Source organism: Mycobacteroides salmoniphilum (assembly GCF_004924335.1).
GTDB lineage: Bacteria > Actinomycetota > Actinomycetes > Mycobacteriales > Mycobacteriaceae > Mycobacterium > Mycobacterium salmoniphilum.
Map to the genome: position 1 here is coordinate 2,078,358 of NZ_CP024633.1, position 22,172 is coordinate 2,100,529.

Annotated in this window: 20 protein-coding genes and 1 tRNA gene; 12 read left to right on the forward strand and 9 right to left on the reverse strand. The window is 64.7% G+C overall.

Features of this window, described 5'->3' with window-relative positions; all coding sequences use genetic code 11:
- Window positions 1-5 precede the first annotated feature (5 nt).
- From DSM43276_RS10225 to DSM43276_RS10235, 3 genes are all read right to left on the reverse strand, one after another.
- A complete protein-coding gene (locus tag DSM43276_RS10225; RefSeq protein ID WP_078330647.1) occupies window positions 6-1,382 on the reverse strand; it encodes an alpha/beta hydrolase in 1,377 nt (458 codons plus the stop codon).
- Window positions 1,383-1,459: 77 nt separating this feature from the next.
- Window positions 1,460-4,732: a bifunctional lysylphosphatidylglycerol synthetase/lysine--tRNA ligase LysX gene (lysX, locus tag DSM43276_RS10230; RefSeq protein ID WP_169053101.1), complete on the reverse strand. Its 3,273-nt coding sequence runs from the start codon at window positions 4,730-4,732 to the stop codon at window positions 1,460-1,462.
- Between the two features lie 85 nt (window positions 4,733-4,817).
- Entirely contained in the window at window positions 4,818-5,171 is a 354-nt protein-coding gene (locus DSM43276_RS10235) for a DUF1844 domain-containing protein (RefSeq protein WP_078326194.1), read from the reverse strand.
- A gap of 285 nt (window positions 5,172-5,456) precedes the next feature.
- Between DSM43276_RS10235 and infC the strand changes: the two genes are divergently transcribed.
- The 6 genes from infC (at window position 5,457) to DSM43276_RS10265 (ending at window position 8,707) form a co-directional block, all read left to right on the forward strand.
- On the forward strand, window positions 5,457-6,071 hold the full coding sequence (infC, locus tag DSM43276_RS10240; protein ID WP_078326193.1) for a translation initiation factor IF-3: 615 nt from the start codon (window positions 5,457-5,459) through the stop codon (window positions 6,069-6,071).
- Window positions 6,072-6,101: 30 nt separating this feature from the next.
- A complete protein-coding gene (rpmI, locus tag DSM43276_RS10245; protein ID WP_078326192.1) occupies window positions 6,102-6,296 on the forward strand; it encodes a 50S ribosomal protein L35 in 195 nt (64 codons plus the stop codon).
- Between the two features lie 72 nt (window positions 6,297-6,368).
- Window positions 6,369-6,758, forward strand: coding sequence for a 50S ribosomal protein L20 (rplT, locus tag DSM43276_RS10250; RefSeq protein ID WP_078326191.1), 390 nt, complete (start codon window positions 6,369-6,371; stop codon window positions 6,756-6,758).
- A gap of 32 nt (window positions 6,759-6,790) precedes the next feature.
- A complete protein-coding gene (locus DSM43276_RS10255; RefSeq protein WP_078330649.1) occupies window positions 6,791-7,543 on the forward strand; it encodes a TrmH family RNA methyltransferase in 753 nt (250 codons plus the stop codon).
- A 66-nt stretch (window positions 7,544-7,609) separates the two neighbouring features.
- Complete coding sequence (locus DSM43276_RS10260; protein ID WP_078330650.1) at window positions 7,610-8,566, forward strand: oxidoreductase; 957 nt, start codon at window positions 7,610-7,612, stop codon at window positions 8,564-8,566.
- 70 nt (window positions 8,567-8,636) lie between these two features.
- Window positions 8,637-8,707: transfer RNA gene (locus DSM43276_RS10265), tRNA-Cys, on the forward strand.
- An 82-nt stretch (window positions 8,708-8,789) separates the two neighbouring features.
- On the opposite strand, the gene DSM43276_RS10270 is transcribed toward DSM43276_RS10265, so the two are convergent.
- From DSM43276_RS10270 to DSM43276_RS10280, 3 genes are all read right to left on the reverse strand, one after another.
- Complete coding sequence (locus tag DSM43276_RS10270; RefSeq protein ID WP_078330651.1) at window positions 8,790-9,383, reverse strand: hypothetical protein; 594 nt, start codon at window positions 9,381-9,383, stop codon at window positions 8,790-8,792.
- Between the two features lie 11 nt (window positions 9,384-9,394).
- Window positions 9,395-9,997, reverse strand: coding sequence for an MspA family porin (locus tag DSM43276_RS10275; protein WP_234803078.1), 603 nt, complete (start codon window positions 9,995-9,997; stop codon window positions 9,395-9,397).
- A gap of 473 nt (window positions 9,998-10,470) precedes the next feature.
- Complete coding sequence (locus DSM43276_RS10280; protein WP_078330653.1) at window positions 10,471-11,595, reverse strand: oxygenase MpaB family protein; 1,125 nt, start codon at window positions 11,593-11,595, stop codon at window positions 10,471-10,473.
- 201 nt (window positions 11,596-11,796) lie between these two features.
- Here DSM43276_RS10280 and DSM43276_RS10285 point away from each other — a divergent pair, with 201 nt between their 5' ends.
- Both DSM43276_RS10285 and DSM43276_RS10290 read left to right on the forward strand, forming a co-directional pair.
- Complete coding sequence (locus tag DSM43276_RS10285) at window positions 11,797-12,807, forward strand: adenylate/guanylate cyclase domain-containing protein (protein WP_078330654.1); 1,011 nt, start codon at window positions 11,797-11,799, stop codon at window positions 12,805-12,807.
- A 54-nt stretch (window positions 12,808-12,861) separates the two neighbouring features.
- Entirely contained in the window at window positions 12,862-13,596 is a 735-nt protein-coding gene (locus DSM43276_RS10290) for a rhomboid-like protein (protein ID WP_078330681.1), read from the forward strand.
- Here the strand turns inward: DSM43276_RS10290 and DSM43276_RS10295 are convergent.
- From DSM43276_RS10295 to DSM43276_RS10305, 3 genes are read right to left on the reverse strand one after another with little or no spacing between them, the layout of a single operon-like run.
- Entirely contained in the window at window positions 13,553-14,056 is a 504-nt protein-coding gene (locus tag DSM43276_RS10295; protein WP_078330655.1) for a methylated-DNA--[protein]-cysteine S-methyltransferase, read from the reverse strand. The genes DSM43276_RS10290 and DSM43276_RS10295 overlap by 44 nt on opposite strands.
- Window positions 14,053-15,534, reverse strand: a complete 1,482-nt coding sequence (locus tag DSM43276_RS10300; RefSeq protein WP_078330682.1) for an Ada metal-binding domain-containing protein — start codon at window positions 15,532-15,534, stop codon at window positions 14,053-14,055. The genes DSM43276_RS10295 and DSM43276_RS10300 overlap by 4 nt, the downstream gene beginning before the upstream one ends.
- A gap of 50 nt (window positions 15,535-15,584) precedes the next feature.
- Window positions 15,585-16,010 (reverse strand): DUF6653 family protein, encoded by a 426-nt coding sequence (locus DSM43276_RS10305; RefSeq protein ID WP_078330656.1) that lies wholly within the window; start codon window positions 16,008-16,010, stop codon window positions 15,585-15,587.
- Between the two features lie 84 nt (window positions 16,011-16,094).
- Here DSM43276_RS10305 and pheS point away from each other — a divergent pair, with 84 nt between their 5' ends.
- The 4 genes from pheS (at window position 16,095) to argJ (ending at window position 22,171) form a co-directional block, all read left to right on the forward strand.
- The gene (gene pheS, locus DSM43276_RS10310; protein WP_109556215.1) at window positions 16,095-17,150 is read left to right on the forward strand and encodes a phenylalanine--tRNA ligase subunit alpha; all 1,056 of its coding nucleotides are present in this window, start codon (window positions 16,095-16,097) and stop codon (window positions 17,148-17,150) included.
- Window positions 17,150-19,624, forward strand: coding sequence for a phenylalanine--tRNA ligase subunit beta (gene pheT, locus DSM43276_RS10315; protein WP_078330657.1), 2,475 nt, complete (start codon window positions 17,150-17,152; stop codon window positions 19,622-19,624). Before pheS ends, pheT begins: the two co-directional genes overlap by 1 nt.
- A 265-nt stretch (window positions 19,625-19,889) precedes the next feature.
- Window positions 19,890-20,933: an N-acetyl-gamma-glutamyl-phosphate reductase gene (gene argC / locus DSM43276_RS10320; protein ID WP_078330658.1), complete on the forward strand. Its 1,044-nt coding sequence runs from the start codon at window positions 19,890-19,892 to the stop codon at window positions 20,931-20,933.
- The gene (gene argJ, locus DSM43276_RS10325; protein ID WP_078330659.1) at window positions 20,930-22,171 is read left to right on the forward strand and encodes a bifunctional glutamate N-acetyltransferase/amino-acid acetyltransferase ArgJ; all 1,242 of its coding nucleotides are present in this window, start codon (window positions 20,930-20,932) and stop codon (window positions 22,169-22,171) included. Before argC ends, argJ begins: the two co-directional genes overlap by 4 nt.
- The last annotated feature ends 1 nt before the right edge of the window (window position 22,172 follow it).

A 22,172-nucleotide genomic window follows, 5' to 3' on the forward strand; every position in this document is an offset into this window, starting at 1 on the left:
AACAGTTAGCGTGGCAACGGCGCATCGGGCACCGTGGGCGTGCCGATCCGGCCCGCCATCCAGGGGAGTGCCGAGGTGAACGCCGTCTGCGCGAAAGGCCACTTGTGTTCGCCGGGCTTGTGCTGCACCGTGCATGAGATCCCTTGCGCCGCACCGATTTCACACAGGCGGTGCGCGGCACGGTCCTGATCGCTCAGCGGGACGGAGGCCGAGGCGCCCGGGGCCGCTCCGGTACTGGTGATGGCTCCGGACCCCGCTCGATGTAGTCCGTTGACGTCGAACCACCCCGCGGTGTTCGTATACGGTCCATGACGCGACATCACCGTTGCCGGATCGAACTGCTCCCATGCCGACGTGTCACCGCCGAAAAGACGGGCAATGGTCTGCGTCTTGTTTCCGGTGTTCGGCGACATGTCACCGGCGATATCCTCGAAGGCGCTGAACAATTCGGGGTGTTTGACGGCAAGCGTTACCGCGCACGTGCCACCCATCGACCAGCCCACCACGCCCCAGTTCTGCGGCCGTGGGCTGACCCCGAAACGCGACACCATGAACGGGACGACGTCCTTCGTGAGATGGTCGGCGGAGTTACCGCGCGGGCCGTTCACACATTCGGTGTCGTTGTTGAACGAGCCGCCCGCGTCGACGAACACCATGACGGGGGCGTTCCCGCCGTGCTGGCTGGCGAAGGCATCCGCCGCCTCGACCGCGTTCCCGCTGCGAATCCAGTCACTCGGGGTGTTGAACTCGCCGCCGATCATCATGATTGTCGGCAGCTGGGTGCGGGTGGAGTCGAACCAGGCCGGTGGCAGGTAGACGATCTCCTGGCGATGGCGAAATCCGCTGGCGTCGGCCGGGATATCCACCGGCACGAGCTTGCCCTTGGTCATCGTCGGGCCGCGGCGCTCCTCGCGAGCGGCGGTCACCGTGGCCATATCGGCCTGGTTGGGCAGCGGTCCGGCGGTCAACTGTGCCCACCCGGACTGGACGCTGCGCACGTAGCCCGTCCATTGATTCAGCATCAGTGATCCGGAAAGGAGTGCGAGTGGTACCGCGGTGAACGCGATCGCGCGACGCCACCAGTGCGCCGTGCGCCAGCCGACCAACAGGACCGTGGCGGCTACCCCGGTGAGCGCGATCCACACCCACAGCATGAGTGGCGCGGGATTTCCTCTGTCGGCCCAGCCCTCGGAGTTGATGTACCAGTAGGCCCATACGGCAAGGGTGGCGCCGACGGCTACCGCTATGGGTAACCAGCGCTGAAACCACTGACGAGTGCGCAGTCCTATCGCGATGACAAGCGCAAAACCGGCAATGACCTGCATGGAGACGGGGAAGCTCCCATGTAACAACGAGATGTCATGACCGGACACGGCACCCATGATGGCCTAGTTACCTGTGAATTGTCTGTCAGATATTCGACGAGTCCCGGTACGGAATCCGAACAGGTTCGTCGTGGTTATCGGGGTTTGGCCAGCGGGAACGGCAGGGTCTCGCGAATGCTGCGCCCCGTGATGAGCATGACCACGCGGTCGACACCCATACCCATACCGCCGGTGGGTGCCATCGCATATTCCATCGCACGCAGGAAGTCCTCGTCGATTTCCATGGCCTCGGCGTCACCACCCGCCGCGAGAAGCGACTGCTCGTACAGGCGTCGACGCTGCTCCACCGGGTCGGTCAATTCGGTGTACGCGGTGCCGAGCTCGACACCCCAGGCCACCAGGTCCCACCGCTCGGCGAGACCGTCGATGCTCCGGTGTGGGCGCGTCAGCGGGGACACCGACACCGGAAAGTCGCTGTAGAACGTGGGTGTGGTGGTGTGCTTTTCGACGAGCTGCTCGTAGAGCTCGAGCGCTAGGTGCCCGGCATCCCACCTCGGATTGAACTGCACCTCCGCTGATCGGCAGAACCGTTGCAGCGTAGGCACCTCCGTTGTTGCGTCGATCTGTTCGCCGAGGGCCGCCGACACCGCCTGGTGCACCGGGATGATCGGCCACTCGCCGCTGATATCGACGGGGGCCAGCTTCCCGTCCGTGCCTTCTCCACCCGCGCGCATCACCACTTCGCTGCCATGCGCTGCCTTCGCGGCGTTCTGGATCAGCTGTTGGGTTGTCGTGGCCCACGTCAGATAATCGGCATGAGCCTGATACGCCTCCAGCAGGGTGAATTCGGGGTTATGGCTGAAGTCCACACCCTCATTGCGGAAGGCCCGGCCCAGTTCGAAGACCCTTTCCACGCCACCCACGCAGAGTCGCTTGAGATACAGCTCGGGCGCGATGCGCAGATACAGGTCCAGGTTGTAGGCGTTGATATGCGTCAGGAATGGGCGCGCGTTGGCTCCACCGTGTACCTGTTGCAAGATCGGCGTCTCGACCTCTAAGAATCCCTGCGATAGCAAGGTGTTGCGCAGAGACGTGATGATCGCGCTGCGTGCCGCTATCTGGTGGCGAGCCTCTGGGTTGATCGCCAGATCAAGGTATCGAGCGCGCACCCTTGCTTCGGGGTCGGTGAGACCTTTTCGCTTATCGGGCAACGGATGCAGGCACTTACCGATGATTCGCCACGATCGCACCAGCACGGACCGGGTGCCGTTGTGCGACTGACCCATGACCCCACTGGCTTCGACGAGGTCGCCGAGATCGATGGCGGCGGTGAACTCTTCATGCAGAAGTGGGTCGTCGATGAGCACCTGTACCTCTGCCGACCAGTCGCGCAGCTGCGCGAAAAGCACACCGCCATAGTCACGGATGCGCAGCAGACGACCACTGACGACGACCTCGGTACCGTCGGCGGCGGCCAGCGCCTCGGCGACGGTGTGGCTGGGCGGTGAGCCGGCCGGGTAGGCGTCGATTCCTCGCTCCTGCAAGGCGGCAAGCTTGCCGAGCCGCACCTTGACCTGCTCGGGCACCCGCTGCAGCGTTGTTGGCTGCGGCGGCAGGTCGGGGGCGGTGCCATCGTGGTGCAGCAGTCCGGTTGCCACGATGGCCTGAGGCACCGCACTGTATTGACCGGTATGCCGTGGCTTGTCCCGATTGCCGAACGGTAAGACCAGGAACCCCTCGGCGATCACCGACGCGACGCCGATCCGGGGGATGAGTCGGGCGTCCTCGTAGCAGGCGAATCGGGGCACCCATTCGGGCTGATACTTCACATTGGAGCGGTACAACTGCTCGAACTGCCAGAACCGTGAGGCGAACATCAATACCGAGCGCCACAGCCGGAGCACCGGGCCCGCACCGATACGGGAGCCGTCCGCGTAGACGGAGCGGAACATCACGAAGTTGAGGGAAACCCGGGTGATTCCCATGGCCTCTGCCTGGGTGAGTAGCTCGGTAACCATGAATTCGATGGTGCCGTTGGGCGATTGACGCGAACGGCGCATCAATTCGAGGGAGACCCCATTGGCGCCCCAGGGCACCAGTGACAGCATGGCTACGGCGTTGTCGTCTGGGTCGACAGCCTCCACCAGCAGGCAGTCACCGTCGGTCGAGTCCCCCAAACGCCCGAGGGCCATAGAGAATCCGCGTTCGGTGTTGCCGTCACGCCACATGTCGGCGTTGGTGATGATCTGTTTCGCCTCGTCCGCCGTCAATTCACGATGGCGGCGGATACGCACCGACAGTCCCGAGCGCCGGGCACGGTTGACGGCCTGGCGGACCGCTGCCATATGCGGACCCGATATCGAGAATGACCGCGGGTACAGGATCGCCTCGTCGCCGAGTTCCAGTGCGTTCAGGCCGTGTTCGCGGTAGGCGAGCGCGCCCTCGGCGCTCGCGCCCATCACCGCGGGCGCCCAGCCGTATGCCTGGCATACCTGCAGCCACGCGGCAATGGCCTGGCCCCACGCCGCTTTGTCCCCGATGGGGTCCGCGCTGACCAGGCAGACACCGACCTCCACGCGATATGTCACGGCCGCGCGGCCGTTGGGCGCGAAAATCACCGCCTTGTCGCGCCGTGTCGCGAAGTATCCGAGGGAATCATCCTGCCCGTACCGATCCAGCAGGCCCCGAATCAGGGATTCGTCGTCGCCGGTCAGCGCATTGACCGCGCGTTGGGAGCGGAACAGCACCACTGCCGCGGACATCAAGGCCAGCGCCCCGAACAGGCCGAAGAGCCAGTTGAGGAACAGATGCGGATGACCGTCGAAGAACTCGTGGCCCGCAAGGGAGAACCCGGCCACCCGGTTCAGCGCCCACCAAAAACGATCGGATCGCGCCAAGGTTCCCGGAAACATCTCGGTGAGACTCCAGGCGACGAGCGTTCCGAGGGCCAAACCGCCGATGAGCACGGCAACGGCCTTGACTGTCGCACCGCGACGCACCTTCGCGTAGAACTCATGACGCGCGAGGATCAGCAGGATGATCGTGCCGCCGTGGAGTACCAGCCCAAGGATCTCGACGGTGTCGCGATGCTGGATGAAACCGCCGATATTCAGGGCCGACAGCACCGACAGGTTGATCAGCAGGATCCACCACGCCATGCTCTTGCGCACCGCGAGTGCCGCCGCCAGCAGTGATAGCACGAAGGCCCACGCGAGGCTGGTATCCGGCCAGTCGAACAGATACTCGTCGATAAACGCTCGGGGAACCTGCGTCAGGTGCCGGATGATCGGCGAGATGCTCGACAGGAAGATCATCGCCGCGAAAACCCCGACGAGCCACCCGAAGAAGGTCGGTACCCAGTGCAGTGTCGAGGTGGGCGACGGAATCGGCTTGGGGGTCTTGCCAATTCCCGGGCCGGCTAGTGGCGGTGAGACAGAAACCTCAGATGTCACCTAGCGAGGATAGGCCGTGTACCTGGGAGTTCACTGACGCTCAGCGCAAGTACTTCTCGCCGGGCCCCTGGCCGGGTTCATCCGGGACGGCGCTGGCTTCGCGGAATGCCTTCTGCAGACTCTGCAATCCGTCGCGGATCGGCGCGGCGTGCGGGCCCAGGTATTCGACCGAGGCCGCCACCAGACCGGCGAGTGCGGTGATCAGCCGACGCGCCTCATCCAGATCACGATGCGGGCTTTCGTCGGGATCGGGGGAGGAGAGGCCCAGTTTTTCGGCGCTGGAGCTCATCAGCATCACAATGGCCTTGGTAATCACCTCGATCGCCGGGATGTCGGCGAGCTCGCGGATCGAGTCGGTGAGGGGCTCGTCGTGATGGTCAAGGTCATCGGTCACGGCTGCTAGACTGTCATGCGCGACCGTTCCCGGCTCCGTCGGGGACATCAAGTGGAGTCCCGCTCCCACCGCTGGCCACAAGGTACAGCGGTCCGGTCCAGCCACCTTCGGGTGGTTGTTCTGCGATTGCAGAACGGCGTATTTCGTCGTTGACCGGTCGGCTTCGGGCCCTGCCATGAGCAGGGCTTTTCTGTTCGTAATGAGCAGAGTGCTGATGGACCCCGCTTGTGTCCCTGTCGATCCGTGTTCCGGTCACGACAGTAGAGGACGAGCCAGGGAGGCCACATCAGCACTGAGACCCGCATCAACGAACGCATCCGTGTACCCGAAGTCCGCTTGATCGGCCCGAAAGGCGAGCAGGTCGGCATCGTGCGGATCGAAGATGCACTTCGCGTCGCCGCAGACGCCGATCTCGACCTTGTCGAGGTAGCCCCAGACGCCAGGCCTCCGGTCTGCAAGATCATGGACTACGGCAAGTTCAAGTACGAGACGGCTCTGAAGGAGCGCGAGTCTCGCAAGAACCAGCAGCAGACCGTTGTCAAGGAACAAAAGCTTCGGCCCAAGATCGATGATCACGACTATGAAACCAAGAAGGGCCACGTTGTGCGCTTCTTGGAGGCCGGATCCAAGGTCAAGGTCACGATCATGTTCCGAGGACGTGAGCAGTCGAGGCCCGAACTGGGCTACCGGCTGTTGCAGCGGCTCGGCGCAGACGTCGCCGAGTTCGGTTTCGTGGAGACCTCCGCGAAGCAGGACGGCCGCAATATGACGATGGTGCTGGCGCCGCACCGGGGTGCGAAGACCCGGGCCAAGGCAGCCCAGCAGGCAGAAGCCCCTGCGGGGCCGGCCCCAGCCCAGGAGGCCCCACCGGCCGAGCAAGCGCCCACCGAACAGACCTAGTACGGAAAACGAAGGACAGGGAACACCAAGATGCCCAAGGCCAAGACCCACAGCGGTGCGTCGAAGCGCTTCCGCACCACCGGTAGCGGAAAGATCGTGCGCCAGAAGGCGAACCGTCGCCACCTGCTGGAGCACAAGCCCACCAGTCGGACCCGTCGTCTCGACGGCCGCGCCGTGGTTGCAGAGAACGACACCAAGCGCGTCAAGAAGATGCTGACCGGCTAGCAGCCGCGTTCACGACCACCCCAATACATAGCACCACACTGCATCACTAGAAATCACTAATAAGGAAGACTTATGGCACGCGTGAAAAGGGCCGTCAACGCCCAAAAGAAGCGCCGGACAATCCTGAAGGCCTCGAAGGGCTACCGCGGTCAGCGGTCGCGCCTGTACCGCAAGGCCAAGGAGCAGCAGCTGCACTCGCTGACCTACGCATACCGGGACCGTCGTGCCCGCAAGGGTGACTTCCGCAAGCTGTGGATCACGCGTATCAACGCGGCGGCTCGCGCCAACGACATCACCTACAACCGCCTCATCCAGGGCCTGAAGATCGCGGGCGTCGAGGTTGACCGCAAGAACCTCGCCGAGCTGGCCGTCAGCGATGCGGCCGCGTTCACCGCGCTGGTCGAGGTCGCCAAGGCCGCGCTGCCTGCGGACGTCAACGCTCCAGCCGGGGAAGCCGCCTGAGCAACTCGGCTCTGACTGAGCGGTCACAAACTGTGATCGACGCGGTCAAGCTGCACCGGCCCGCCGCCCGTCGGCGGGCCGGTCTTTTTCTGGCGGAGGGCCCCAACCTGGTCGAGGCCGCACTGCGGTCCGGTGCGGTAGAACGTGTCTTCGCGACCGAGGACGCCGCGCAGCGATTCGTCGGCCTGTTGGTTGACGCTCCCGTACACCTGGTGACCGAGCGGGCCGCGAAAGCGTTGTCCGACACCGTGAGTCCAGTCGGGCTGGTAGCCGAGTGCCGCTCCATCGCGGCCGCCTGGACTCAGATCGCTGCGCTTTCACCCCGTTTTGTCGTTGTCGCTGTTGATATCTCGGAACCCGGCAACGCGGGCACCCTGATCCGCGTTGCCGACGCGATGGGCGCCGATGCCGTCGTACTGGCCGGAAACAGTGTCGACCCGTTCAACGGCAAGAGCCTGCGCGCCTCGGCGGGCAGCATTTTCAATATTCCGGTCATACCGGCGGGAGACGCGGCGTCGATCGCCGAGGACTTCACCGCGCGGGGTGGGGCAGTGCTGGCCACCACTCTCGACGGCGAGCTGTCGCTCGACGATGCCGACTCGGTACTCCGCGGGCCCTGCGCCTGGATCTTCGGAAACGAAGCGCACGGGCTCGACGGCGCGACAGCCGCCCTGGCGACACATCGGATCATCATCCCGATGCGCGGGGGAGCCGAAAGCCTCAACTTGGCCAGCGCCGCGTCGATTTGCCTGTACGCCACGGCGCGGATGCACCGCGGTCAATAGCCTCCAGTACTATCCGACAAAGCCGTAACGACGAGTACTAGTAACTTCCACGGATCGAGGAACCTAATGCCCGCACCCCTGCAGATCAGGCACTTTCGTGAGTCGGATGTTCCCGACCAGACCGGTAAGACACACGTCATCACCGGCGCGAACAATGGCCTGGGTCTCGTCGCCGCCGAGGCGCTAGCTCGCGCAGGCGCACGCGTCGTGCTGGCCTGCCGCAACCAGGAGACCGGGCGGGCGGCGCTGGACAAGGTCCGCGCGCTCGGACCGAAGGCCGACCATGCGCTCGTAGAGCTCGACCTCACCAGCCTGGCCTCCGTACGGTCCGCCGCCGACGCGATCCGCACCCAGGCACCCAAGGTCGACGTGCTGCTCAACAACGCAGGTCTGATGGCCATCCCACTGCGGCGCACCGCCGAAGGGTTCGAGACGCAGATTGGCGTGAACCATCTGGGCCACTTCGTGCTCACCGACGCGCTGCTGCCCTCCTTGCTCGCCGCCGATGCACCACGAGTCATCTCGCTGGGCAGCATCGCGCATGCGCAGGGACGCAACAACCTGGACGTCGACGATTTGAACTTCACCCGGCGTCCGTACAACCGTCTGACCGCCTACCGGGCCTCGAAGCTCGCGTGCATGCTCTTCGGCTCGGAGCTGGCCCGCAAGGCGGCAGCCGCCGGATCCCCACTGTTGTCGGTCAATGTGCACCCGGGCGTGGCCGCCACAAACCTCTTCGATTCCATGATCCCGAATCTGCCCGGCCTACAGAAGGCCTTCTACTTCGGTATGGGTCTGGTGCTACAGGATGAGCGTCAGGGGGCCGAGGGTGAGCTGTACGCGGCGACCATGCCCGACGTGCAGCCCGATGATTACCTCGGGCCCACGCAGCTGCAAGGTATGCGCGGTCCGGTGAAGCGTGCGCCGCGTAACAAAGAGGCCCGCGATCCGCAGCTGGCCGCTCGGTTGTGGGAGAAGTCGGTGGAGCTGACCGGCGCGGACTACTCCGGCCTCGCCGGCTAGCCTGCGCTGAGATCAGCCTGAGTCCAACACTCGTGTCGCGCACCGTGGTTCGGCATCATCGTTGCTCGACGCGGGTGTGGCTGAGAGGCTAGGCACCGGCCTGCAAAGCCGTTCACACGGGTTCGAGTCCCGTCACTCGCTCTGTTTTCGTCAAGCGACTGCGTCACACGATGAGCCCCCCTGCAAAACAGGGGGGCTCATCGTGTGACGTTGGTCCGGGCCTCTAGCCGGCCGCGGGCTCGGAACCCACGGGCTTGCCGTCCGGCGATTCAAGAACCGGCGACGCGGGTGCACCCGGGAACATGGACTCCGGCGCAGCAGCTTCGACGGAGCTCGGGACGCTGGCTACAGAAGGCGGTTCCGCGGCAGCAGGGGCAGCCTCAGCCGGGGGCCGCCCATATGGGTCCTCGACCAAACCGTTCTCGTTACCGGCGGCGAACTGCACACCGGTGGTGCTTGCTGGCGCCGCTGGCGTCTCGCCACCCTGGATTCCGTTGCGGGTGCTCGCACCGGTCAGCAGGTTGGCCGGGTGCGCGCTGTTGCCTAGCTTGCTGCCGGGCAGACCGCTCGCCGTGGCCGCCAAATCAGAGTTGCTGCTGATCTTCACACCGCGAGCATCCACGGTGGCCGGCGAGGGCGAATAGAAGTTGTTGTACATGTACCAATAGCTACCCGGGGTGGCCGGGAGCGGTCCCGGGACGCCCGGCACGAACGGGATGCCTGGCGGGTCGGCCGCCGCCATCGGCGCGCTGAGCCCTGCCAGCGCCAGGGCTCCAGCCACACCGGCGGCAGTGACGATAATCTTTCGTTTCGGCACGAGAACCCTCCCTAGATCTTCATCGGGTCGCCGTAAACGGCGAACGAGGTGTGGGCGGCGGCTGTCGAGATCCGCAGGTAGACGTACGACCGGATGGTGACATCGCCGCCACAGGCATCCGCCTTGATGTGCAGGTTGTCGACATCGAGCATCGCCTTGCCGCCATCACTCAACGCCATGTTGGCCAGGGGGAGGTCGGTGATCACTCCGGGCTGCAAGATGGTCTGCACAAACCCGGCGACACCACCCGAACCGCCAACGGACGGCGCGCCGCTGTAGCCCACAGACCCCGCCAGACCGCCGGTGCCACCGATCTGCAGACCGCTGGAAACATCTGTCTGACAACCCAGTTGATATCCCGCGATGAACAAGCTGTCGGTGATCGGGGCGGAGCCTCCGGTGGCGATTGCCGTCGCGTCGAAGGTCACGAACGCCTCGCGGGAGTTGGAGGCCTCGGCCAGGTTGGGCACCGAGTTGATCGTCTCGTGGTCGCTCCGGATAACCAGAGTCCACCCGTCACGACTTACCTTGGTGTAGGTCTGGGGCGCCATCGTCACCGGATCGGCATGGGCGGTTGCCGTTCCCAGAGTGCAGATCGCGGTGAACAGCGCCATGACGGCCGCTGTGCGTGGGAGTACTGCCATGTGAGTGCCTCGTTTTCCCCTTGCGGATATGGACCGGTACCTGAGTTTGGGAGCTATTGCAGCGTCGTCGATTACGTGTCGGTGTGATGAGCCCGTTATGTGAGCTGACGGAAAGATACGCCCGCTCAAACGGTGCCGCCGACCGTTCTTCACAGGTTTCTCACAGAAATCACTGTCGGAAACACGCTCGCTCACTTTCTACTTTCGTTCATTGTGAGTTGATGACGTGTTGCTGGACGCCGGCAATCAACAAAGGACAGGCTGTCCGAATGTGTTCTTATGCTGCGTCAATCACCCAGTGAACGGCGTGTGTCGAACCGCCCACAGGGGAGTAAACCCCTTGTCCGGACGAGCTAATTTCGCCTGCCAGGCGACAGAAATGTCCACCGCGAAAATGTGGCCTACGTCATAGTGGGGCCCTGTAAAAGCTGCGTTAACAGGTGTTACGCGACCTCGCGGCCGCCCCGGACGGCCCGGATGGCCCACGAAGGAGAGGCCAACGAGAAGGCGGCATGCAGCAACTCTCCCGCGCGTGCGGTGAACGACGTGGGCTGGCTCGAAGGCGGTAGGTAGTGCATGGGCAGTCCCCGCCTGTCCCGGGGCGGAGCAGTGATCTTGGGTGCCTCAACGAGGGGCGCATCAGGCGGCAACTCTCCCCGTGCACGCTTGTATGCCGATACTGCGCGGGGATGGAGCCGGATGTCGTCCGGCAGGGGACTGAACGCCAGCTGCACCACTTTGCCAAACAATCGCAGGAGCACTTCGTCACCGGAGGTCCAACGCATACCGGCCTTCTCGCGCACCGAAGAACTGAAGACTCCGGCAGCGACCCAGTTCTGAAATGCCCGGGCTGGGTTCCAGATCTGATGCCAGAGGAAGTCAGGCATCAGTACGTACTTCGGCTTCGGGATCTGAATGTGGAAGATGTCCAACGTCGCCCGATTGATCTCCAGTTGGTCATCGCAGACCCGCTCCCAGTACTCCTGGAACTCGTCCCAGGAATTGGGCACCGGCCGCATGCTCATGCCGTACATCCGGTACCACTGGACGTGCTCGGCGAACAGCTGCCGCTTTTCTGCCTCGGTGAGCCCGCCGCAGAAGTACTCGGCGGTATTGATGATGAGCATGAAGAACGTGGCGTGGGCCCAATAGAAGGTCTCCGGATTGAGTGCGTGGTATCGGCGACCCTTGCCATCGACACCTTTGATGGTGTCGTGGTACCCCCGGATCTGGCGACCAGTGTCCGCGGCGCGATCACCGTCGTAGACCACGCCCATGATGGGAAAGACCGAACGCGTCACCCGTTGCAGGGGTTCGCGCAGCAGGATCGAATGATCCTCGACGCCGGCGCCCAACTCCGGGTACATGTTCTGGATGGATCCGATCCACACGCCAAGCAGCCCGGTGCGCAGATCTGCGAAGTACTTCCATGTCAGCGAATCTGGGCCCAGTGGTTGCGGTGCATCGTTCTGATCGATTTCATGCACTGGTTCGGCAGGCGATCGCACCCGAGACGAGCACTCGCGCGCGGATCGCCGAGCACCCCGGCTGGCAGTGGCGGATGTCATCGTTGACCCTCCTATGTGGCGCCTATCACGCACGATATGGGTGACGACTGACGTTGTCCACGAGTGTGCCTGGGGTGTTGAGAACCGTTTGCCAACCGTGTCCGAAGCTCCACGCTGCCGCTACCAGGAGACGGGCTCGGCCATGGCGACACTGGCAACGGTGAGATTGCCGCCGCACACCCCAGCACATAGGCTGATGCGGTGGATGTCGAGCCGTCAGGCCTCGATGCCGAACCGGACCGGGAGCACGACTCTGGATTCCGTAAGCGCAGGCGAGGCCGCACCCGTGGGCCTGTGCGGCATGACCTCGCTGTGGAGTCATCGGAGAACGCGGCGCCGGCGGAAGAGTCCGATCCCACCGAGCCTGCGTCGCGGCAGATCGCGCGCGCGTCACGTACAGCTGGTACCTGGTTTCGCAAGATGGATCGCGATCCGACCGTCGTGGCGGCGGTACGCCGCGCCCGGCGTTCATTGCCTGGCGACCCATTTTTCGGTGATCCGTTGTCAACAAGCGGTTTTGGTGGGGCGAGTGCGGTGGCACGTGCGGCCGACCGGTTGGTGACCGACAGGGACACCGCGTTCCGCGAGTTTGGGTTCGGCGCATTGCAAATCTGGCAGGCGTTCACCGAGAAGGTGAGCAAGCAACCGGCCAATCGCGAGGTCACGCTGGTGTTCACCGACCTCGTCGGATTCTCGGGATGGGCACTGGAGGCCGGCGACGAGGCGACCCTGAAGTTGCTGCGCCGCGTGGCATCTGTCGCCGAGCCACCCATGCTCAATGCCGGAGGCCAGGTGGTCAAGCGGATGGGTGACGGCATCATGGCCGTCTTCGACGACCCGGTGACGGCCCTGCGTGCTGTTATTCCTGCCCGCGAGGCATTGAGAAACGTTGAAATCCAGGGATATACGCCGCTCATGCGGATCGGCATCCACACCGGCACGCCCCAGCGCATCGGATCGGACTGGCTCGGCGTCGACGTGAACATCGCGGCTCGTGTCATGGAGAGCGCCACCAAGGGTGGTCTGGCGATCTCGCAACCCGCGCTTGCCAAGGTGCCCCTGGTGCTTCTTGATCACCTGGGCCTGACACCTACACCCGTCCGGCGACCGCTCTTCTCCAGCAGGCCCGCGGGTGTGCCCGAGAATATGAAGATGTACCTGCTCGAAACTCGCAGGGAACTGCCAGCGGCGGGGGATGACGGTCGCACCTAGCCGGTGCGATCATGGGGCATGCGGAGAGTCTGGGCCGCGCTAATCCGGCTACGAGTGACGATCGCTTATGCGGTCGCGCTGGTCGCGGTGGCCAGCGTGCTGGTTATGGAAGGGCCACGCATGCAAGACCGAGTCGTCGCGCATGCGAGTACCAATCTGCACAACCTGCATCAGGGGCGGCTGGGGACGCTTATCGGCAGCGCCTTTGTCACCGATGCGGGACCGATTTATCTATGGCTACCCGGCTTAATCTGCATCCTCGCGTCGGCTGAACTTCAATGGCGCAGTGGACGTTTGGCGTTGACATTCGTGCTCGGGCACATAGGTGCAACCCTCATCGTCGGAGTCGGTACGGCGCTGGCGATCTGGATGCACTGGGCCCCGGTATCTCTGGCAAGAGCCAGCGATGTGGGGATGAGTTATGGAACGGCTGCCGTTGTCGGGGCGCTCACGGCATCGATCCCGCCGCGCTGGCGCGGCTCGTGGATGGCGGGCTGGATCTCCGTGGGCGTCGTGTCCATCGCGTGCAACCAGACCTTTACCGAGGTGGGGCACCTCACAGCACTTCTCCTCGGAATGTTCGCCGCGCACACACTTTCCCTGCGTACACCGCGTTGGTCTGCACTTCGATTGGTGCTCTTAGGATTCGGCGGACTGTTCGCCCTCATGATGTTTTCCGAAGATGCCCAGACCCTCGCCGCGGCGGTACCCACCGCGTTCGCAGCGGTACTCCTCACCCAGTGGGTCAGGTCGCGGCGGGAGCCTCGTGATCAAGTAGCCATCGCTTGATGGGAAGCCCATATCGGAAGCCTCCCAACGTGCCGCCGACCCGAAACACCCGGTGACACGGGACGAAGAGCGCCGCCGCGTTACGCGCGCACGCACTGGCGGCTGCCCTGATCGCGGCGGGTCGCCCAGCGCGTGCGGCGAACTCGCTGTAGGTGATGGGCGCCTCCGGATCGACCTCACGCAACACGTCCCAGGCATGCATCAGGAATTCTCCGGACTGCTGGGTGACGGGGATCGGGTCGATGGCAGTCAGATCGCCGGCGTGGTAGTCGGTGACAGCCTTGGTGACCTTCCCGAGGTCACGCTTGCGACTCAGGGTCTGCGGGCGCAAAGCCGGATGAATCAACGAGCGCAGCAGGTCGGGGGAGTCCGTCCATCCCGATGCCAGGACCGCGCCCGATCTGTCGACGATGGCGGTGAACGGTCCTATCGGAGTGGTCAGAGTCGTGTAGTCGCTCATGAGTTTCCTTTCCGGGTGTGGGTGCGTGGACGTGTCTGCGCGGCGATCCCCTTGCGCCACAGATGCATAGATACATAGGAACGCCACGGCGAGCAGCCGCGGGCGGCGGCGAGGTCGATGCCCTCGGACAACGCGCCACGGCGCAGCACCAGATCGTGTTCGAGCAGGACATCGGGATCAGCGAGTTGACGCATCACCACGTAGTCCGCGGTCCATGGTCCGATTCCCTTGATTTCCAATAGCTGCCGGCGCATGTCGGTGGCGGTCACGCCCTGATGCAACTCCAGTTTGCCCGTCGCAAGCCTATCCGCTGCTTCGACGATTGCGCCGATTCGTGCCGCGGGACCAACCATTACCCCCGCGTCCGCGGCAGCGACAGATTCGGCCGTGGGAAAGAGGTGAGTGACCCTTCCCGTCGTGTCCGTCACTTCCTCACCGAGTGCGGCAACCAGGTTCGCCGTCGCCGTGTTGGCCGCGGAAACCGAGATCTGCTGACCGATCATGGTGCGCAACAGCAGCTCTGACCCGTCGACCGTCCCGGGAACCCTGATCCCGGGAGCCTCGGCGACAAGGGGGGCCAGCGCGGGATGAGACAGCAACGCGCCGTCGACCGCCGCGGGATCGGCGTCGAGGTCAAGTAGGTGACGCAGGCGCGCCACCGTAGGCGCCAGGTCTCGCATATCACTGAGCTGCAGGTCCGCCCGCACCTGATCGGCGGACACCGTCAGGGTTACCACGACCGGACCATGAGGCATCCTCAGCGCCCGGGTGTACCGCCCTTCGGAAAAGTCTTCGACACCGCGTGCGCAGTGATGTTCCAGCAGCCAAGTAGACCAGGCGACGTTATGAGGTTGCCGCAGGGGAAGTTTGAGGCTGACACCGCCAGGTATCGGAGCGGACGCGACGTTTTCTCGGCGGGGTAACTCGATCCGCAGCTTCGATGGTGTCGTCGCGAACACCGCCGCGATCGTGTCGTTGAACTGCCGGATGCTGGAAAAACCTGCCGCAAAGGCGATATCGGACATCGCCAGCTCGGTCCGCTGAATCAGCAGGCGTGCGGTGGTGGCCCGGTTGGCCCGTGCCAGGGCCAGCGGGCCGGCGCCGAGCTCGGCCAGCAGAACCCTGTTGAGTTGACGGCTCGAGTATCCCAGGGCGCGAGATAGCCCCTCCACTCCTTCGCGCTCGACCACACCGTCGCCGATGAGGCGCATGGCCCGGACAGCCAAGTCGGACTTGATGTTCCACAGTGGTGATCCAGGCGCCGCGTCCGGCTGGCAGCGCCGGCAGGCCCGATAGCCATCGGCCTGAGCGGAGGCGGCGGTGGGGTGGAAGGAGACGTTCTGTCGTTTTGGTGTGATGGCGGGACAGGACGGCCGGCAGTAGATTCCCGTGGTGCGAACCGCCGTGTAGAACTGCCCGTCGAATCGCGTGTCACGGGATTGCACCGCCCGGTAACAGGCCTCCGCGTCAAGTTCCATGCATCCGAGCATGCCCGCCACCGCGCCACAGTGCTAGCGGAAATCGGACATTACCGTCGGTTCCGGCTCGTCTCCCAGATCAGGGCGTAGCGACGCCAGGCCAGCAGCGTGATCACCATCGATATCGCGGTGCCCACAGTTGCCCCGACCCACGAACGACGCCATGCGGCCACAAGCGCCGAGAGCAGCGCGGCACCGCCGAGGAGGCTCAACGCGGTGAGGGCGGTATCCGAGGTGGGTTTGGTCATCCAGATCTCCTCGCCGCGTATGGCGCGCGTAGCGAACGACCTGTCATCCCCGGGTGGCGGCGTCACGACCGGGTTGATCACGAGCCAGATGCCGATCGGGATTGCCCACCGCCACTGCCGGGTCCACACCGGCACGAGCAACAGCGGCGTCGTTGCCCAACGCGACCACGCACTGACCGGGTGACAATGCCTTTCGAAGATCCAGCGGCGCACCGCTTCGCCATTCACACCGTCGACACTAGGCGGCTGCCCGGACGCGCGTCGGGCATGACCGGAAGGTGGTTAACCCGGCTTACCCTATGATCGGCATCCGTGGCCGATCACTCGCAGGATCCTTCCGTGGACCCATCAGAGAGAGCTCTGACGAGCGCCGTCGATGCTGCTCGGGCGGCATTCGACGCCGCGGGCGACCTGGACGCACTCGCGCAGGCGAAGATCGACCATTTGGGGGAGAAGTCGCCCTTGGCGCTGGCCCGTCAGGCTCTCGGCGCACTGCCCAAGGATCAACGGGCCGAGGCCGGAAAGCTCGTCAACGCCATGCGTACCCGGGCACAACAGGCCTACGACGTCAGGCTTGACGTATTGCGTGCCGAACGTGACGCGGCGGTACTCGTCGCGGAACGCATCGATGTGACGGTGCCCTCGACACGGCAGCCCATCGGCGCGCGCCATCCGATCACGATTCTCTCCGAACACATCGCGGACACCTTCGTCGCGATGGGGTGGGAGGTGGCCGATGGCCCAGAGGTGGAGACCGAACACTTCAACTTCGATGCCCTCAACTTCCTGCCCGATCACCCGGCACGCAGCACGCAGGACACCTTCTACATCGCCCCCGAGGATTCTCGACAGGTGCTGCGCACGCACACCTCACCAGTTCAGGTCCGTACCCTGTTGGCACGCGAACTGCCCGTCTACGTGATCTCGCTGGGGCGTGCCTTCCGCACCGACGAAATCGATGCAACACATCTGCCCGCCTTCCATCAGGTGGAAGGGCTCGCCGTGGATCGCGGACTGACCCTGGCCAATCTCAAGGGCACTCTCGATGCATTCGCCCGGGCGATGTTCGGGGCGCAGGCGCACACCCGGATGCGCCCGCACTTCTTCCCGTTCACTGAACCCTCCGCCGAGGTGGACGTCTGGTTCGAGAACAAGAAGGGTGGTGCAGGCTGGGTTGAATGGGGTGGCTGTGGCATGGTCAACCCGAATGTCCTGCGAGCCAGCGGTATTGACCCCAACGAATACAGCGGTTTTGCCTTCGGCATGGGACTGGAACGCACCCTGCAGTTCCGCAATGGCCTCCCGGATATGCGCGACATGATAGAAGGCGACGTGCGCTTCAGCCTTCCGTTCGGGGTGAGTGCCTGATGCGCATTCCCTACAGCTGGCTTATCGAGGTCCTGCGCGCTGGCGCCCCGGAATTCTCCGCCACTCCTGCGAGTATCGAGGAAACCCTGATCCGCATCGGCCACGAGGTGGAAGAGGTCATCGTCCCCGGACCGGTTACCGGTCCGCTCGTGGTCGGAAGAGTCGTCCAGATCACCGAGCTCACCGAGTTCAAGAAGCCGATCCGTTTCTGCCTGGTCGATGTCGGCGAGGCAGAGCCTCGTGAAATCGTCTGTGGTGCATCCAACTTCGCAGTCGATGATCTCGTGGTGGCGGCACTTCCGGGTGTCACGCTGCCCGGCAACTTCACCATCGCGACACGAAAGACCTACGGGCACACCTCGGACGGGATGATCTGCTCGACGACCGAGCTCGGCATCGGGTCGGAATCAGCGGGCATTCTGGTGCTGCCGCGGGGGACCGCCGAGCCTGGTGCCGATGCCATCGAGGTGGTCGGACTCGACGACGCCATCTTCGATCTGTCGATTACCCCCGATCGCGGATACTGCCTGTCCGTTCGCGGACTGGCGCGTGATCTTGCGTGTGCGTATGACCTGGAGTTCGTCGATCCCGCTGCGGTACCGTCACTCCCGGCCGACGGACCATCGCTGCCCGTGCATATCGATGCCGGGACCGGAGTCAAGCGCTTCGGGTTACGGCCGGTAGTCGGCATCGATCCGACGGCGGTATCGCCATGGTGGCTGCAGCGACGGCTGATGCTCTGCGGAATCCGCGCCATCTCGCCGGCGGTGGACGCCACCAACTATGTGATGCTCGAAATCGGGCATCCCATGCACGCACACGACAACGCCCGGATCAGCGGGGATTTCCGGGTGCGGTTCGCGACACCCGGCGAAACAGTGGTCACCCTCGACGACGTCGAGCGCATGCTTGAACCCGGCGACGTCCTGATCGCAGACGACGCCGGTGTCACCGCCATCGGCGGTGTGATGGGCGCCGGTAGCACCGAGATGCGCGACGACTCCACTGACGTGCTTCTTGAAGCCGCGGTGTGGGATCCGGCCGCCGTGCTGCGCACCCAACGGCGGCTGCACCTGCACAGCGAGGCGGGGCGCCGTTACGAGCGTTCCGTGGATCCTGCGATATCGGTTGCCGCGCTTGATCGTTGCGCGTCTCTACTGCGTGACATCGCGGGCGGTAGCACGCCTGCCGAGCTCACCGACTGGTCCGCCGACGGCGACGCTCGGTCAGAGATCGTCATGGCCACTGATCTGCCGGCACGCATCGCCGGGGTTGCCTACGCCGACGGAGTGGTAGAACACCGGCTCCGTCAGATCGGCGCCGAGGTGGTTGCGGAGGGCGACACACTGCGGGTCATACCGCCGAGCTGGCGCCCCGACATTGTCGAGGGCGCAGACCTGGTCGAGGAGGTGCTGCGCCTCGAAGGCCTGGAAGACATCCCGTCGATTCTGCCCGCGGCGCCACAAGGCGGCGGTCTCACGCCAAGGCAACGCCGTCGCCGCGCGGTGGGGAAGTCGTTGGCCCTCAGCGGATACACCGAGATCTTGCCGATGCCCTTCTTGCCGGCTGGGGTATTCGACGCATGGGGCCTGGACGGCGACGATGCACGCCGCCGCACCACAAAGGTTCTCAACCCGTTGGAATCCGATCGCCCAGAGCTGGCCAGCACCCTGTTGCCCGGTGTGCTCGAGGCTTTGTCGCGCAACATTTCTCGTGGAACCTCCGATGTGGCGCTGTTCACGATCGGTCAGGTTGTACGGCCGACCGAGGAGACTCGGGCGATCCCGCTGCTCGATGTCACCGATCGCCCCTCCGAGGCCGAGCTGACTGCCCTGCTCGAATCCTTGCCCGCGCAGCCGGTCCATGTGGCGCTGGTGCTGGCCGGGGTGCGCGAGCCGAGTGGGCCGTGGGGGCGTGGACGTGCCGCAGATGTCACCGACGCGCTGGAGGCGGCCCGGATCATCGGGCGTGCCGCCTATGTGGACCTGTCGCTGCGAGCGGGCAACGAGTTGCCCTGGCACCCGGGCCGGTGTGCAGAGATTGTGGCCGACGGCCAGGTCGTCGGGCATGCCGGTGAGCTGCATCCGGCGGTGATCGAACGCCTCGGACTGCCCAAGCGCACGTGCGCTCTGGAACTGAGCCTCGATGCACTTCCCGTCACCAACTCGCTTCCTGCACCAAGGATTTCGCCGTTTCCCGCTGCTCTTCAGGACGTCTCGTTGATAGTCGCCGAGACGGTCCCTGCCGATGCGGTCACCGACGCGCTGCGCGACGGTGCGGGTGAGTTGATCGAAGATGTGCGGCTCGTGGAGGTCTACACCGGACCGCAGGTTGGCGAGGGCAACAAATCGTTGAACTTCCGGCTGCGTTTCCGGGCAGCTGACCGCACCCTCACAGAAGACGAGGCCACCGCCGCACGGATGACGGCGGTGGCCTCTGCGGCCGAGCGCGTTGGGGCAACCCAACGCGCCTAGCAGGTCTTACTGTCCCCGGCGCTGGTCAGCCTGCTCGCGGTGCTGCTCCTGGCGCTGACGATCGGCACGATCCGACATGGAAGGCTCCCTTCTCGTATTCGTTCTCGCTCGTTATCGACTGCTGGCGTTATTCGCCAGCTACTTCTACCGTAGCTGTGGGAACCGGGCATTACACCGTTTAGCTCAAGTTGAGGTTGACCACGAATTCACGACGACTCGTCGAATATATTTGCGCTTGTCTGCATAATGATACAGAATTGGTTCCATGACTACTGGGTTCTCGGTCGCGGTAGCCGGTGCCAGCGGGTACGCCGGCGGTGAGATCTTGCGCCTGCTGCTCGCACATCCGGCGTACGCCGCGGGCCGCCTGCGTATCGGAGTGCTGACCGCTGGTTCGAATGCCGGCAGCGGCCTCATCGAGCATCACCCGAATCTGACACCTTTGGCTGACCACAAACTACAGCCCACCGATCCCAAACTGTTGCGGGGTCATGACGTGGTGTTTCTGGCGCTCCCACACGGTTCCTCGGCCAAGATCGCCGATGAGCTGGGGCCGCAGACTCTCATCATCGACTGCGGTGCGGACTTTCGGTTGACCGATGCCGCCGCATGGCAGCGCTACTACGGCTCACAGCATGCCGGAAGCTGGCCGTATGGCCTGCCCGAGCTTCCGGGCAAGCGCGATGCCCTACACGGCGCCAGACGCGTCGCCGTTCCTGGCTGCTATCCGACAGCAGCACTGTTGGCGTTGTCCCCTGCGGTGGCGGCGGGCCTTGTGGAACCCACGGCCACCGTGGTGGCGGTGAGCGGCACCACGGGCGCCGGGCGTGCCGCCAGGGCCGACCTGTTGGCGTCCGAGGTGATGGGGTCCGCGCGTGCCTACAACGTTGCCGGAGCGCATCGGCACACCCCGGAAATCGCTCAGGGACTGCATCATCCATCCGGCAATCCGGTCACCGTCTCCTTCACGCCGGTGCTGGTCCCCATGCCCCGCGGCATCCTTGCCACGTGTACCGCGCCGACCACGGCAACCCTGGCTCAGATCCGGGAGGCCTACGAGGAGGCGTATCGCGATGAGCCGTTCGTTCATGTACTTCCCGAAGGGCAACTGCCCACCACCAAGGCGGTATCGGGGAGCAACGCCGTACACATCGGCCTCGCGGTCGACCCCGACGCTGGTGTGCTGGTGGCGATCGCGGCGATCGACAACCTCGTGAAGGGCACCGCCGGAGCCGCGGTTCAGTCCATGAACCTCGCCCTCGGATGGCCGGAGGGTGACGGTCTGACCATCGTGGGGGTGGCACCGTGACCGATGGTCTTCGCGCAAGCGGCTCATCCGCGCCTGATGCGACCTCACCATTGGTGCGCACGCAGGGCGTCACCGCGCCCGCAGGTTTCAAGGCGGCCGGAATCGCCGCCGGGATCAAGGTGTCCGGTAGGCCGGATCTTGCCCTGGTCTTCAACGAGGGGCCCGATTACGCCGCGGCAGGAGTGTTCACCCGCAACAAGGTGAAGGCCGCGCCCGTGCTCTGGTCACAGCAGGTACTCAGCACGGGCCGTCTACGCGCCGTGATCCTCAATTCCGGCGGAGCCAACGCCTGCACCGGACCACTCGGATTTCAGGACAGCCACGCCACCGCGGAAGAGGTTGCGAAGACTCTCAGCGACTGGGGCACCGAGACAGGGGCCATTGAGGTCGCCGTCTGCTCTACCGGGCTCATCGGCGACAGGCTGCCCATGGACAAGGTGCTCGCCGGGGTGCGGGAAATCGTGCACGAGCTGGCCGGAGGGCTGGGCGGCGGCACCGATGCCGCGCACGCCATCATGACCACCGATACCGTGCCCAAAGAGGCTGCACTGCACCATAAAGACGGTTGGACAGTGGGTGGCATGGCCAAAGGCGCGGGCATGCTGGCGCCCTCCCTGGCGACCATGCTTGTGGTCATCACCACCGACGCCGCGGTGCCCGCCGCGCAGCTGGATTCCGCGTTGCGGGCGGCGACCGCACGCACCTTCGACCGGCTCGACGTCGACGGCAGCTGTTCCACTAACGACACGGTGCTCCTCTTGGCCTCCGGAGCAAGCGAGATCACGCCCGATGCGCAGGAATTCGCCGCGGCGGTGGTCCGGGTCTGCGACGACCTGGCCGCGCAGCTGCAGTCCGATGCCGAGGGTGTCACCAAACGGATCCTGATCACCGTCACCGGCGCGGTCAGTGAGGACGAGGCGGTTGCCACGGCTCGGACCGTCGCTCGCGACAGCCTTGTCAAGACCGCCCTCTTTGGTTCCGACCCCAACTGGGGTCGGGTGCTCGCAGCGGTGGGAATGGCGCCGGTGGACCTCGACCCGGATCGCGTCACCGTGTCGTTCAACGGAAACCTGGTATGCGCCAACTGCACTGGGGTCGACGGTGCCCGCGATATCGATTTGTCCGGGCCGGATGTCGAAGTGCTCATCGACCTCGGCGCCGGGGATCAGACGGCGACCATCCGGACCACCGATCTGTCGCACGCCTATGTCGAAGAGAATTCGGCGTACAGCTCATGAA

Coding starts and splice junctions, on each gene's coding strand:
- DSM43276_RS10225 (WP_078330647.1), bottom strand. CDS start 1,382: ATGGGTGCCGTGTCCGGTCATGACATCTCGTTGTTACATGGGAGCTTC.
- rpmI (WP_078326192.1), top strand. CDS start 6,102: ATGCCCAAGGCCAAGACCCACAGCGGTGCGTCGAAGCGCTTCCGCACC.
- rplT (WP_078326191.1), top strand. CDS start 6,369: ATGGCACGCGTGAAAAGGGCCGTCAACGCCCAAAAGAAGCGCCGGACA.
- DSM43276_RS10260 (WP_078330650.1), top strand. CDS start 7,610: ATGCCCGCACCCCTGCAGATCAGGCACTTTCGTGAGTCGGATGTTCCC.
- DSM43276_RS10275 (WP_234803078.1), bottom strand. CDS start 9,997: ATGGCGCTGTTCACCGCGATCTGCACTCTGGGAACGGCAACCGCCCAT.
- DSM43276_RS10280 (WP_078330653.1), bottom strand. CDS start 11,595: ATGACATCCGCCACTGCCAGCCGGGGTGCTCGGCGATCCGCGCGCGAG.
- DSM43276_RS10295 (WP_078330655.1), bottom strand. CDS start 14,056: ATGAGCGACTACACGACTCTGACCACTCCGATAGGACCGTTCACCGCC.
- DSM43276_RS10300 (WP_078330682.1), bottom strand. CDS start 15,534: ATGGAACTTGACGCGGAGGCCTGTTACCGGGCGGTGCAATCCCGTGAC.
- pheT (WP_078330657.1), top strand. CDS start 17,150: ATGCGCATTCCCTACAGCTGGCTTATCGAGGTCCTGCGCGCTGGCGCC.
- argC (WP_078330658.1), top strand. CDS start 19,890: ATGACTACTGGGTTCTCGGTCGCGGTAGCCGGTGCCAGCGGGTACGCC.